The organism is Dactylosporangium sp. NPDC051484 (assembly GCF_040689395.1).
Lineage (GTDB): Bacteria > Actinomycetota > Actinomycetes > Mycobacteriales > Micromonosporaceae > Dactylosporangium.
In genome coordinates this window covers 1-14528 of sequence record NZ_JBFAZX010000062.1, presented here as the reverse complement: position 1 = coordinate 14528, position 14528 = coordinate 1, and the positions used below count along the sequence as shown (strand labels likewise).

Annotated in this window: 2 protein-coding genes; both read left to right on the top strand. The window is 74.0% G+C overall.

What is annotated here, in order from left to right:
- The first annotated feature begins 7 nt into the window (after window positions 1–7).
- A complete protein-coding gene (locus AB0367_RS37925) occupies window positions 8–8317 on the top strand; it encodes an SDR family NAD(P)-dependent oxidoreductase (RefSeq protein ID WP_366231358.1) in 8310 nt (2769 codons plus the stop codon).
- Between the two features lie 45 nt (window positions 8318–8362).
- Window positions 8363–14528, top strand: a 6166-nt coding sequence (locus AB0367_RS37920; RefSeq protein WP_366231357.1) for a type I polyketide synthase, incomplete at its 3' end; no start/stop codon positions are given.

Sequence of the window (14528 nt, the reverse complement as noted above, 5' to 3'; positions counted from 1 at the left end):
GTTTGGTGTGGTGCCGGATGCGGTGGTGGGGCACAGTCAGGGTGAGATCGCGGCGGCGGTGGTGGCTGGTGGGTTGTCGCTGCAGGACGGGGCGAGGATCGTCGCACTGCGCAGCCAGGCGCTGCTGCCTCTGGTCGGTCACGGCGGGATGCTGTTCATCGCGGCCTCCGTCGAGAAGGTCAGCGAGCAGCTGCGGCCCTGGGCGGACCGGGTCTCGGTAGCCGCCGTCAACGGCCCCAGCTCGGTGACGGTCTCCGGCGACCAGGCCGCCCTGCACGAGATCAGCGAGCGTCTCGCCGACGCGGGCGTCATGTCCTGGCCCCTTCCCGGCGTCGAGTTCGCCGGGCACTCGCCGCAGGTCGAGCGGCTGCAGGCCGAACTGCAGGCGGCCTTCGCCGAGGTCGTGCCCCAGTCCTCGCAGGTCGCGTTCTACTCCACGGTCGCCGGCGAGCGCGTGGACACCACCTTGCTGGACGCCAAGTACTGGTACCGCAACCTGCGGGAGCCCGTCGCCTTCTCTTCGGCCGTCACCGCGTTGCTTCGTGCCGAGCACACCGTCTTCGTCGAGATCAGCGTGGATCCGGTGCTGTCGCTGTGGCTGCAGCAGGCGGTGGAATCGGCGGGTGTCGCCGGGTGCGTGACCGGCACCCTCCGCGAGGCCGACGGCGGGCTGGAGCGCTTCCTCGCCTCGCTCGGCACGCTGCACGCACACGGCGTACGCATCGACTGGGACGCCGTGCTGGCCGGCACCGGTGCCCGCCGGGTCGAACTGCCGACGTACGCCTTCCAGGGCTCGCGGTACTGGCTGGCGGCGCCGGCCGCGGATTCGGCCGAGGCCGGTCCGGCCGGTGTGGATCCCGCCGACGCCGGCTTCTGGACGGCGGTGGAACAGGGTGACCACGCGACCGTGGCGAGCACGTTGCGGATGGCGGACGAGGAGGCACAAGCCTCCCTGCGGGCGGTTCTGCCCGCGTTGTCGTCCTGGCACCGTGAACGTCGCGACCGATCCATCGTGGACAACTGGCGCTACCGGGTGACCTGGAAGCCCCTCACCACCGGCGGGGACACCCCCGTCCTGGCCGGCACCTGGTGGCTGCTCGTACCGGCCGCAGCGGCGGCGGATCCGGCCGTCACCGCCTGCGCGGGCGTGCTGCACGGGCACGGCGCCACCGTCGTCACCGTGCCGATCGGCGACGACGACCGCGCGGCCGTCGCCGAGGACCTGCGCAGCCGTCTCACCGAGGGCGCGCCCGACGGGGTGCTGGCACTGCTCGCCCTCGCGTACGACACCTCCGACGAGGAGCCCGCCGTGCCGGCCGGCCTGGCGCTCACGACCACCCTGGTACAAGCGCTTGGCGATGCCGGTGTCACCGCGCCGCTGTGGGCCGCCACCGCCGGCGCGGTCCGGGTCGGGCGTGCCGACACCGTCACCGCCGCGCACCAGGCGATGATCTGGGGCCTCGGCGCCGTCGCCGGCATGGAGTACCCGCAGCGGTGGGCCGGCCTGATCGACCTTCCCGGGCAGTGGGACGAGCGGGTGCTCGGCCGGCTGGCACGCGTCCTCGCGGGCCTGGACGGCGAGGACCAGCTCGCCATCCGTGGCTCCGGCGTCTTCGCCCGGCGCCTGGTGCGGGCCGCACCGGCCGAGCCGGGCTCGGACACCGAATGGGCCACCTCCGGTACCGCGTTGATCACCGGCGGCACGGGCGCGCTCGGCGCGCACGTCGCCCGCTGGCTGGCGCGTGCCGGTGCGCGGCGTATCGTGCTCGCCAGCCGCAAGGGACCGGCCGCTCCCGGCGTCGACGCCCTGGTCACCTCGCTGACCGAGGTGGGCGTGGAGGCGGTCGCGGTGGCCTGCGACGTCGCCGACCGCGACGCCCTCGCCGCTCTGCTCGCCTCGATCCCGGCCGACCGCCCGCTGCGCACCGTCGTGCACGCGGCCGGTGTCCTGGATGACGGTGTCCTCGACAGCCTCACCCCGCAGCGCACCGCGGCTGTGCTGCGCCCCAAGGTCCAGGCCGCGGTGCACCTCGACGCGCTCACCCGGGATCTGGAACTGGACGCCTTCGTCCTGTTCTCCTCGCTGGCCGCCACCCTGCCGGGTACGGGCCAGGGAAGCTATGCCGCCGCGAACGCGTTCCTGGACGCCCTGGCGGAGCGGCGGCAAGCCCGTGCGCTGCCCGCCACCTCGGTGGCCTGGGGTCTGTGGTCCGGCAACAGCGCGGCCGCGTCCGAGGCGGATCGTCTGGTCCGGGCCGGCCTGGAGCCGATGGAGCCGGAACTGGCCCTCGCCGCGCTGGGTGCCGCCCTGGCGCGGCGCGAGGCCCGGCTGATCGTCTCCGGCTTCCACTGGGAGCGGTTCACCCGCGTCTCGGTGACGCTGCGGCCCAACACCACGCTGCGTGACCTGCCGGAGGCGGTGCCGTTTCTCGGCGAGGGCACGGGTGCCGGTGGTGCCCGCGACGGCGACTCGTTCGTCGCCCGGCTCGCGCGACTGTCCCCGGCCGAGCGCGAGGAGGAGCTGCTCGCCGTGGTCCGCGTGCAGGTCGCGGAGACGCTCGGCCACGCCGACCCGGCCGCCCTCGAGGCCGGCCGCGTCTTCCGGGACCTCGGCTTCGACTCGCTGACGGCGGTGGACCTGCGCAACCGGCTGGCCGCGGCCACCGGACTGCGGCTGTCCGTGACGCTGGTCTTCGACCATCCCACGATGACCGTCCTGGTGCGGCACCTGGCGGAGCTGGTCGAGGCCGAGGCCGGTCTCCAGCCGGCGTCCGTGGCCCCGGCGGCCCCCGCCGCCCCGGTGGCGCAGCCGGCCGACGACCCGATCGCCATCGTGGCCATGAGCTGCCGTTTCCCCGGCGACGTCGAGTCGCCCGAGGATCTGTGGAAGCTCGTGGTCGACGGCACCGACGCGATCACCCCGTTCCCCAGCACCCGCGGCTGGGACCTGGAGGAGCTGTATTCGGCCGACCCCGCGCAGGCGGGCACGTCCTACACGCGGCACGGCGGATTCCTGCACCGTGCCGACGAGTTCGACCCGGCCTTCTTCGGCATCTCGCCCCGGGAGGCGCTGGCGATCGATCCCCAGCAGCGGCTCCTGCTCGAGATCACGTGGGAGGCGTTCGAGCGGGCCGGCATCGACCCGCTGACGCTCAAGGGCAGCCAGGCCGGCGTCTTCGTCGGCTCCAGTTACCACGACTACGGTGCCCGCGCCCAGCAGCCACCCAAGGAGATCGAAGGCTATCTGGGCCTGGGCAGCGCCGGCAGTGTCGTCTCAGGCCGCATCGCCTACACCCTCGGCCTGGAGGGCCCGGCGGTGACCGTGGATACCGCCTGTTCCTCGTCGCTCGTGGCCATCCACCTCGCCGCCCAGGCCCTGCGCGGCGGCGAGTGCCCGATCGCGGTGGCCGGCGGCGTCGCCGTCATGGCCACCCCCGCTTCGTTCGTCGAGTTCAGCCGGCAGGGCGGACTCGCCGCGGACGGCCGCTGCAAGCCGTTCGCCGCCGCGGCCGACGGCACCGCCTGGTCCGAGGGCGCCGGCGTCGTGGTCCTCGAACGACTCTCCGACGCACGGCGCCACGGCCACCCCGTACTGGCGCTGGTCATCGGCTCGGCCATCAACCAGGACGGTGCCAGCAACGGGCTCACCGCGCCGAACGGCCCGTCCCAGCAGCGCGTCATCACGCAGGCACTCGCCAACGCCGGGGTCAGCGCCGCCGACATCGACGCGGTCGAGTCACACGGCACCGGCACCCGGCTCGGCGACCCCATCGAGGCCCAGGCGCTGCTGGCCACGTACGGCCAGCGCCGCCCTGCCGACCAGCCGCTGCTGATCGGCTCGCTGAAGTCCAACATCGGCCACCCCCAGGCCGCCGCCGGCATGGCCGGGGTCATCAAGATGGTGCAGGCCATGCAGCACGGTCTGCTGCCCCGGACGCTGCACGTGGACCGGCCCACGCCGCTGGTCGACTGGTCCTCGGGCGCGGTGTCGCTGCTGACCGAGAACACGTCGTGGCCCGAGACCGGCCGCCCCCGCCGTTGCGCGGTGTCGTCCTTCGGCGTCAGCGGCACCAACGCGCACACCGTCCTGGAGCACGTTCCGGCCGGCGATGCCCCGCTCCTCGATGCCCCAGCCGACCATGCCCCGTTTGTCGATGCCCCGGCCGCCCAGGCCCCGGATGTCGATGCCCGGACCGGCCGTGCCGTGCCCTGGCTCGTCTCGGCCCGCAGCGCGCCGGCCCTGCGGGCGCAGGCCGAGCGGCTACTGGCATACGTGCAGGCCCGCCCCGCGCTGAGCATCCCCGATGTCGGCCGAGCGCTCGCGACGAGTCGCAGCGCCTTCGGGCACCGCGGCGCCGTCGTGGGGGACAGCCGGGACGCGCTGCTCGCCGGCCTGCGCGCGCTGGCTTCCGACGCGACCGCGCCCGGTGTGGTGCGCGGCACCTCCGGCGAGGGCAAGACGGCCTTCCTCTTCTCCGGACAGGGCAGCCAGCGTCTCGGCATGGGTGCCGAGCTGCGCCGCGCCTACCCGGTCTTCGCCGACGCGTTCGACGCGGTGTGCGCGGAGCTGGACGCGGCGCTCGACCGGCCGCTGCAGGAGGTGATGTTCGCGCCGGCCGGCTCGGCCGAGGCCGCGCTGCTGGACACCACCGCATACACCCAGCCGGCACTGTTCGCGCTCGAGGTCGCGCTGTTCCGCCTGCTGGAGTACTGGAACATCATCCCGGCCATGCTGCTCGGCCACTCGATCGGCGAGCTCGCCGCGGCACACGTCGCCGGCGTCCTGTCGTTGCCCGACGCGGCCCGGCTGGTCGCGGCCCGCGGGCGACTCATGCAGGCGCTGCCCGAGGGGGGCACGATGGTCGCGCTGACCGCCTCGCTGGATCAGGTCGAGCCGTTGCTGGGCGGCCTGTCGGACCGGGTCTCGGTCGCGGCGATCAACGGTCCGGCCTCGACGGTGATCTCCGGCGACGAGGAGGTGGTGCTGGACGTCGCCGCCCGCTGGCAGTCGCTGGGCGGCAAGGCTCGGCGGCTGACGGTCAGCCATGCCTTCCACTCGCCGCACATGGACGGGATGCTCGACGAGTTCCGCCGAGTGGCCGAGACCATGGACTTCCAGCCGCCACAGATCCCGGTGGTGTCGAACCTGACGGGCCGGGTGGCGAGCGCCGACGAGATCTGCGGGGCCGACTACTGGGTGGCCCATGTGCGCGAGGCCGTCCGCTTCCACGACGGCATCTGCCGGCTGGCCGAGGAAGGGGTCACCCGCTTCCTCGAACTGGGACCGGACCAGTCGCTGACCGCGATGGGCCGCGACTGCCTGGCGGACCGGGGCGTCGACCCCGAGGCCCTCGTGTCGGTGCTGCGCAGAGACCGTGCTGAGACCTGGTCGGTGACCGCGGCGCTGGCTCACGTGCACACCCGCGGCATGCCGGTCGACTGGGCGCGGTTCTTCACCGGCCCGCGGGACCGGCACGTGGACCTGCCCACGTACGCCTTCCAGCGTGAGCGCTACTGGCTCGAGGCCACCACCGCCACCGGCGACGTGGCATCGGCCGGCCTGCGAGCGGCCCAGCATCCGCTGCTGGGCGCGGCGGTGCAGCTCGCGGACTCGGACGGGTTCCTGTTCACCACCCGGCTGTCCACCCGCAGCCACCCCTGGCTGGCCGACCACAGCATCCTGGGCTCGGCGCTCTTCCCAGCCACGGCGTTGCTCGAGCTGGCGATGCGGGCCGGCGACGAGGCCGGCTGCGACGAGGTCGAGGAGCTGCTGCTCGAGGCGCCCCTGGTGATCGGGCCGCAGGAAGCGGTGATGCTGCAGGTGTCGGTCGGCGCCGCCGGTGACGGGGCAAGCCGCACGATCGCCGTGCACTCCCGGCCGGAACACGCGCCGTCCGGGCAGCCGTGGACCCGCCACGTGAGCGGCCTGCTCACGGTCGCCGGGCGGGACGTCGTGCCGGACCTGGCCGAATGGCCGCCGGCGGGCGCCGAGCCGATCGAGACGGACGGCCTCTACGAGCGGTTCGAGCTGGGTGGCTTCGCCTACGGCCCAGCCTTCCAGGGGCTGCGGGCGGCCTGGCGGCTCGGCGACGACGTGTACGTCGAGGCGGCACTGCCGCAAGGGCAGCAGCCCGACGCCGCCCGGTACGGGCTGCACCCCGCCCTGCTGGACAGCGCGCTGCACGGCTTGACCTTCGGGGTGCTGCAGGGGTCCGCGCAGAGCTGGCTGCCGTTCGCCTGGAACGGCGTGCGCCTGTACGCCTCCGGGGCCTCGTCGCTGCGCCTGCGGCTGCGGCCGGTGGGTCGCGAAGCCGTGGAGGTTCTCGCGGCCGACGCGGCCGGCGTACCCGTCGCTTCGGTGCGCTCGCTGGTCCTTCGACCGGTCACCGCCGACCAGGTACGCGCTACCCGCCCGGCCGGGCAGCACGACGAGCTGTTCCGGGTGGAGTGGCCCGTCCTGCCGCTGCGCGCGACGCCGGCCGCGGCGTTCGCGGACTGGGTCGTCCTCGGCGACGAGGAGCCGCGGTGGGCCGCGGCCGGCGTCACCCGCGCGGTGGGTGACCTCGCCGCGCTGACGGCCGGTGACGCGGATCTTCCCCGCGTGGTGGTGGCCCCGATCCCGGTCGAGGCCGCCCCAGGGCGGGACGAGGCGTCGGCGGTCCGGACCGCCACCGAGTACGCCCTCGCGCTCCTGCGGGACTGGCTCGCGCAGGAGCGGTTCCGTGGCGCCACACTGCTGCTGGTGACCCGTGGCGGCGCGGCGGTGAGCCCGGACGCCGACGTGACGGACCTGGCCCACGCGGCGGTGTGGGGACTGGTGCGAACCGCGCAGACCGAGAACCCCGGCCAGTTCGTCATCGTGGACCTGGACGGCGACCCCGCGTCGCTGGCGTCCCTGCCGGCCGCGGTCGGCTCGGGTGAGCCGCAACTGGTGCTGCGCGCCGGGGTGGCGCATCAGGCGCGCCTCGCGCGGGTCGCGCGTATCGACACGCCGGCGTCCCCCGACTGGGGACGCGAGGGCACCGTGCTGATCACCGGCGGTACCGGCGCGATCGCCCGGCACATCGCCCGGCATCTGGTGTCCCAGCACGGTGTCCGGCGGCTGCTGCTGACCAGCCGGCGCGGGCCTGACGCCGACGGCTGCGCCGAGCTGTGCGCCGAACTGGGCGAGCTGGGCGCGCACGCCGAGGTCATGGCGTGCGACGTGGCCGACCGGGACCAGCTCGCGACGCTGATCGCCGGGCTGCCCGCGGCGTATCCACTCACCGCCGTGGTGCACGCCGCCGGTGTGCTGTCCGACGGCGTCCTCGACGCGCTGACCCCGCAGCGGATGCGCGAGGTGCTGCGCCCGAAGGTGGACGCCGCCCTGCACCTGCACGAGCTCACCCGCGGGATGGATCTGTCGGCGTTCGTGATGTTCTCCTCGATCGCCGGCGTCTTCGGCGGCATGGGCCAGGGCAACTACGCCGCGGCCAACGCCTTCCTCGATGCGCTGGCGCAACGCCGTCGCGCGGCGGGGCTCCCGGCGGTGTCCCTCGACTGGGGTCTGTGGGCCACCGAGGGCGGCATGAGCGGCGGCCTCGACGAGGCGGACCTGCGGCGCATCGCACGCGGCGGCATCCTCGCCTTCACACCCGAGGAGGGCGTACGCCTCTTCGACGTGGCGGTCGCCGCAGGCGAGCCGGCGGTACTTCCGCTGCGGCTGGATCTGGACGCGATGGCGAGCGCCGGTCACCCCAGCCTGCTTCGCGGACTGGTGCGGACCCCGGTGCGTCGAGCCGTCGGCACCACCGCCGCGCCGGACGCCGCGGCGTCGCTGATCCGGCGGCTGCGTGGCCAGTCCGAGGTCCAGCGGGAGCGCCTGCTGCTGGAGCTCGTCCGGCAGCAGGCGGCCACGTCGCTCGGGTTCGCGGACCCGGCCGCGGTCGACGGCGATCGCGGCCTGATGGAGCTCGGCTTCGACTCGCTGACGGCGGTCGAGCTGCGCAACCGGCTCAATGCCGGGACCGGCCTGCGGCTGCCCGCGACCTTGCTGTTCGACTACCCGACCTCGGCGGCGATCGCCCGCCATCTCGCCGCCGAACTGGTGCCGGACGATGCCGAACCGGAGCCGGCGGGAGTGGCCGCGATCGACCTCCTGGAAAGCGCGCTCGACGGTGGCCAGGCCGGCCCCGAGGTGCTGAACCGCCTGCAGATCCTGCTCGCCAAGCTGCGCGCGGGCTCCGGCTCGGCGGATGTCCTGGTCGAGGAGCGCATGGACGAGGCGAGCGATGACGAGCTCTTCGACTTCATCGACAACGAGCTTGGGATGTCATGACCGGCCGTCCATCCCGTCCCGCCCTGGCTGAAGGTGACGATTCCTGTGAACGATGACAAGCTTCGCGATTACCTCAAGCGGGTGGCCACGGACCTGCACCACACCCGTAAGCGCCTCAGCGAGGTGGAGGCAAGAGACCAGGAGCCCATCGCCATCATCGGCATGAGCTGCCGGTACCCGGGCGGCGTCCGCACCCCGGAGGACCTCTGGCGCCTGGTCCTATCCGGCACGGACGCGGTGAGCGCGTTCCCCGACGACCGCGGCTGGGACCTGGACTCCCTGTACGACCCGAGCCGGCAGAGGCCGGGCAGCACCTATTCGGCCGAGGGCGGCTTCCTCGACGCGGTCGGTGACTTCGACGCGGCGTTCTTCAACATCTCGCCGCGTGAGGCCCTGGCCATGGACCCGCAGCAGCGGCTGATGCTCGAGACGGCGTGGGAGGCGTTCGAGCGGGCCGGCATCGACGCGAGCACGTTGCGCGGGAGCGACACCGGTGTGTTCGCGGGCGTCATGTACCAGGATTACGCCCTCCGGCTGAACCGGATTCCGGAGGATGTGCAGGGATACATCGGCAACGGCATGTCCGACAGCGTCGCCTCGGGCCGGATCTCCTACACCCTCGGCCTGGAGGGCCCGGCGATCACCGTGGACACCGCGTGCTCCTCGTCGCTGGTGGCCATCCACCTGGCGGCGCACTCGCTGCGACGGCAGGAGTGCTCGCTGGCCCTCGCCGGCGGTGCCATGGTGATGTCGACGCCCGTGCCCTTCACCGAGATGAGCCGGCAGGGCGGGCTGGCCGGCGACGGGCGGTGCAAGTCCTTCGCCGACGAGGCCGACGGCACCGGCTGGGGTGAGGGCGTCGGCATGGTCCTGCTGGAACGGCTCTCGCAGGCCCGGCGCAACGGTCACCCGGTCCTCGCCGTGGTCCGCGGCAGCGCCGTCAACCAGGACGGCGCGAGCAGCCGGCTGACCGCACCCAACGGTCCGGCGCAGCAGCGGGTCATCCGCAGCGCCCTGAACGACGCGCGGCTGAAGCCCGACGCGGTGGACGTCGTCGAGGCGCACGGCACCGGCACGGCCCTCGGCGACCCGATCGAGGCCCAGGCGCTGCTGGCGACCTACGGCCGGGACCGTACCCCGGATCGAGCGCTGCTGCTCGGCTCGCTGAAGTCCAACATCGGCCACACCCAGGCCGCCGCCGGGGTCGGTGGAGTCATCAAGATGGTCATGGCGATGCGCCACGGCACCGTACCGCCGACCCTGCACGCCGAGCACCCCACCTCCCAGGTGGACTGGTCCCGTGGCACCGTGCGGCTCGTGACCGAGCCCGTGCCGTGGCCGGATACGGACCATGCGCGCCGGGCCGCGGTCTCCTCCTTCGGCATCAGCGGCACCAACGCGCACGTCATCATCGAGCGGCCCGATCCGGTCGAGGCTGAGCAGTCTGAGCAGTCCCAGCAGCCCGATGCCACGGCCCGGCGCACGCCTGCCGTCCCGGTGCCGTGGCTGGTTTCCGCGCGCGACCGGGACGGGCTGCGCGCCCAGGCGCGGCAGCTTCGGGCGTACCTCGCCGGGCACCCGGACCTCGACCTCGACGCGGCCGGGCGGGCCCTGGCCACCACCCGGGCCGCCTTCGAGCACCGCGCCGTCGTGATCGCGGCGGACCGCGCCGCGCTCGCCACCGACCTGGACGCCCTTGCCGACGATCGGCCGTCGGCCACCCTGGTGCGCGGCGGTGACATCCGCACCAACCGCGCCGTCTTCGTGTTTCCGGGTCAGGGTTCGCAGTGGGTGGGTATGGCGCGGCAGTTGTGGGAGCAGTCTGCTGTGTTCGCCCAGCGGATGGTGGAGTGTGAGGCGGCGTTGTCGCCGTTTGTGGGTTGGTCGTTGCGGGATCGGGTGTTTGGGGGTGATGTGTGGGAGCGGGTTGATGTGGTGCAGCCGGTGTTGTTTTCGGTGATGGTGTCGTTGGCGCAGCTGTGGCGGTCGTTTGGTGTGGTGCCGGATGCGGTGGTTGGGCACAGTCAGGGTGAGATCGCGGCGGCGGTGGTGGCTGGTGGGTTGTCGCTGGATGACGGGGCGAGGGTCGTCGCGTTGCGGAGTCAGGCGATCGCGGCGTTGGCCGGGCGGGGTGGTATGGCGTCTGTGCCGTTGCCGGTCGCTGATGTCACTGAACGTCTGAGCGGCCGGTCGGGCGGGCTGTCTGTCGCCGCGGTCAACGGTCCGTCGTCGACTGTTCTGGCCGGTGATCCCGCCGACATCGAGGCGTTCGTCGCGGAGCTCGTCGCGGATGACGTGCGGGCGCGGGTCATCCCGGTCGACTACGCCTCGCACTCGGTCCAGGTCGAGCAGATCCGCGACGAGTTGCTGGGCCTGCTGGCCGGCGTCACCCCGCGCTCGGCCGAGATCCCCTTCTACTCCACGGTGACCGGTGCGGCAATGGACACGGCGGGCCTCGACGCCGGTTACTGGTACCGGAACCTGCGCCAGACCGTCGAGCTGGAGAAGGCCGTCCGCGCCGCGGTGGACGACGGGCTGCGCGCCTTCGTCGAGGTCAGCCCGCACCCGGTGCTCACCGTCGCGCTGGAGGACACCGCACGCGCCGCCGGCTCCGACGCCCTGGTGTGCGCCACCGTGCGCCGCGACGACGCCGGCCTGGACCGGTTCCACGGGTCGCTGGCCGAGCTGTGGGCCGCCGGTTTCGGCGTGGACTGGCGGCCGGCGCACGCCTCCGTGCCCGCCAGCCACGTCGACCTGCCCACCTACCCGTTCACCCGGGAGCGGTACTGGCTCGAGGACTCCGGCCCGATCACCGGGGACGTGGCCGCCGCCGGGCTCGCCCCCGCCGACCACCCGCTGCTCGGGGCCGTCGTCACGCTCGCGGCCGGCGAAGGGCTGGTGCTGACCGGGCGGCTGTCCACCCGCATCCAGCCGTGGCTCGGCGAACACGGGGTGCAGGGCTCCGTGCTGCTGCCCGGCACCGCCTTCCTGGAGCTCGCCGCCCGCGCCGCGGAACGGGTGGGCTGCCGCCGGGTGGAGGAGCTCACGATCGAGGTCCCGCTCACCCTCGCGGGCTCGGGCGCCGTGGACGTACAGCTGACCGTCGGCGCACCCGACGGTCACGGGCACCGGCCGATCAGCGTGCACGCCCGGCCCGCGGACGCCGGACCGGACGACCCCTGGACCAGGCACGCCCAGGGCATGCTGTCCCCGGACGTGTCCGCGACCGGGGACATCGTGGCCGCCTGGCCGCCGCCGGGCGCGGTGCCGATCGACCTGACCGGGCTGTACGAGCGTTTCGCGTCCGGTGGATTCGAGTACGGGCCGGTGTTCCAGGGGTTGCGCGCCGCCTGGCAGCTCGGCGACGAGATCTACGCCGAGGCGAGCCTGCCGCCGCAGCATCAGGCCGAGGCCGCGTTCTACGGGTTGCACCCCGCCCTGCTCGACGCCGTGCTGCACGTCACCGGTCTGTCCGGCGCCGAGACCGGCCGGATGCCGTTCTCCTGGACGGGGGCGGCCATGCACGCCCACGGTGCCTCGTCGGTGCGGGCCCGGGTGGCACCCGCCGGCGAGAACGCCGTGTCGGTGTGGGCGTGGGACACCGCCGGTCAACCGGTGGCGTCCGTCGACGCCTTGCTGCTGCGCCCGGCCACCGCGCCCCGCGCGGCGGCCGTCCGGCGCGAGTCGCTGTTCCGCCTCGACTGGACCCCGGTACGGGTCGCCGGCCGCTCAGCTGGCACTGCCGGCGCTGCCGAACCGGTCGTGCTGGGCGCCGGCGGCTACCCGGACGTGGACGCGGTGCGCGCCGCCGTCGCCGCCGGTGCGACGGCGCCCGAGCTCGTCGTGATGCCGCTGGAGGGATACGCGCCCGATCCGGCGGACGGCGCCGCCGCCGTCCATCGCGCCGTGCGCGAAGTCGCGGCGCTCCTGCAGGGCTGGATCGCCGACGAGCGGCTCGCCGGCTCCCGGCTGGTCCTGCTGACCCGAGGCACGGTGGCGGTCACGGCCGCTGACGAGGTCACGGATCTCGCGCTCAGCGGGGTCTGGGGCCTGGTCCGCTCGGCGCAGTCGGAACACCCCGGACGCTTCGTGCTGGCCGACGTCCACGATCCGAACGATCCGGGGGAGATCGCCGCGCTCGCCGCGGTCCTCGCCGCGACCGAAGAGGACCAGGTGGCGATCCGCGCCGGTGAGGCGCACGCGCCCCGCCTGAGCCGGGTAGCCGCGGCCGAGGGCGGCGGGATCGCGTTCGATCCGGCCGGCACGGTCCTGATCACCGGCGGCACCGGCCTGCTCGGCTCCCGGGTCGCCCGGCACCTGGTCACGCTCGGGGCACGCCACCTGGTGCTCACCAGCCGCAGCGGTCTCGCCGCGCCGGGTGCGACCGCCCTCGTCGACGAGCTCGCCGGACTGGGGGCTCGGGCCACCGTCGTCGCCTGCGACGTCGCCGACCGTGCGGCGCTGCGTGAGCTCCTCGACGCCATCCCGGCCGAGCATCCACTCACCTCGGTGGTGCACACGGCGGGAGTGCTCGACGACGGGATCATCACGTCGCTCACCCCCGAGCGGATCGCCGCGGTCCTGCGGCCCAAGGTGGACGCCGCGCTGCACCTGCACGAGCTCACGGCCGACCGGCAGCTGCGCTCGTTCGTGCTCTTCTCCTCCGCCGCCGGTGTCTTCGGCGGCCCGGGCCAGGGCAACTACGCCGCCGCCAACGCGTTCCTGGACGCGCTCGCCCAGCACCGCCGGGCCCGCGGACTCGCGGGCCAGTCGATCGCCTGGACGCTGTGGGAGCAGCGCAGTGCGATGACCGGGCACCTCGACGAGGACGAGGGCCGCCGCATCGCCCGCTCCGGCATGCCGGCGTTGACCGACCAGCAGGGCCTCGAACTGTTCGACGCGGCCACGGCCACCGAGGAGCCGCTGCTGGTCGCCATGCTGCTCGACGTGGCGGCGCTGCGGGCCCGCGCGGAGACGGAACCGGTGCCGAGGCTGCTGCACGGCGTCGTCCGCCCGGTCACCCGCCGGGCCGCCTCGGGCCCGCTCGCCGGTGACGTCGCGGCCGGTGCGCCCGCGAGCCGGCTGGTCGCCCTGCCCGCCGCCGAGCGCCGACGCGAGCTGGGGGAGCTGGTGCGCACCCAGGTCGCCGCGGTGCTGGGCCACGGCTCGGCGAGCGCGGTGGAGCCGGGGCGCGCGTTCCGGGATCTCGGCTTCGACTCGCTCGCGGCGGTCGACCTGCGCAACCGCCTCAACCTCGCCACCGGCCTGAGGTTGCCGGCCACCCTCGTGTTCGACCACCCGACCCCCGAGGTGCTGGCCGCCTTCCTCGACGCCCGGCTGGCCGGCGACACCGAGCGCATTCCCGCGGTTCCCGCCCGGCGCAGCGCTGTCGCGGGCGCCGACGAGCCGATCGCGATCGTCGCGATGGGCTGCCGCTTCCCCGGCGGTGTGAGCTCGCCGGAGCAGCTGTGGGACCTGGTCGCCAGCGGCACCGACGCGATCTCCGAGTTCCCGGCGGACCGCGGCTGGGACGTCGAGGACATCTATGACCCCGACGCGTCGCGCCCCGGCACCTCGTACGCCCGGGAAGGCGGTTTCCTCTACGACGCCGCCGAGTTCGACGCGGGCTTCTTCGGGATCTCGCCGCGCGAGGCGCTGGCCATGGACCCGCAGCAGCGGCTGCTGCTGGAGACCAGCTGGGAGGTGTTCGAGCGCGCCGGGATCGACCCGGGCACCCTGCGCGGAAGCCGCACCGGCGTGTTCGCCGGCGTCATGCACCACGACTACGCCGTGCGCCTGATCGGCAACGTGCCCGAGGAGGTGGAGGGCTTCCTCGGCTCGGGCAACTCCCCGAGCGTGATTTCCGGCCGCCTGTCCTACGTCTTCGGCCTGGAGGGCCCGTCGGTGACGGTGGACACGGCGTGCTCGTCGTCGCTGGTCGCGCTGCATCTGGCGGTGCGGTCGCTGCGCTCGGGCGAGTGCGATCTGGCCCTCGCCGGTGGTGTCACGGTGATGAACAGCCCTGAGCTGTTCATCGTGTTCAGCCGGCAGCGCGGGCTCGCCCCGGACGGCCGGTGCAAGGCGTTCGCGGGCGCGGCTGACGGCACCGGGTTCGGCGAGGGTGTCGGGGTGTTGTTGGTGGAGCGGTTGTCGGATGCGGTGGCGAATGGTCATCCGGTGTTGGCGGTGGTTCGTGGTTCGGCGGTGAATC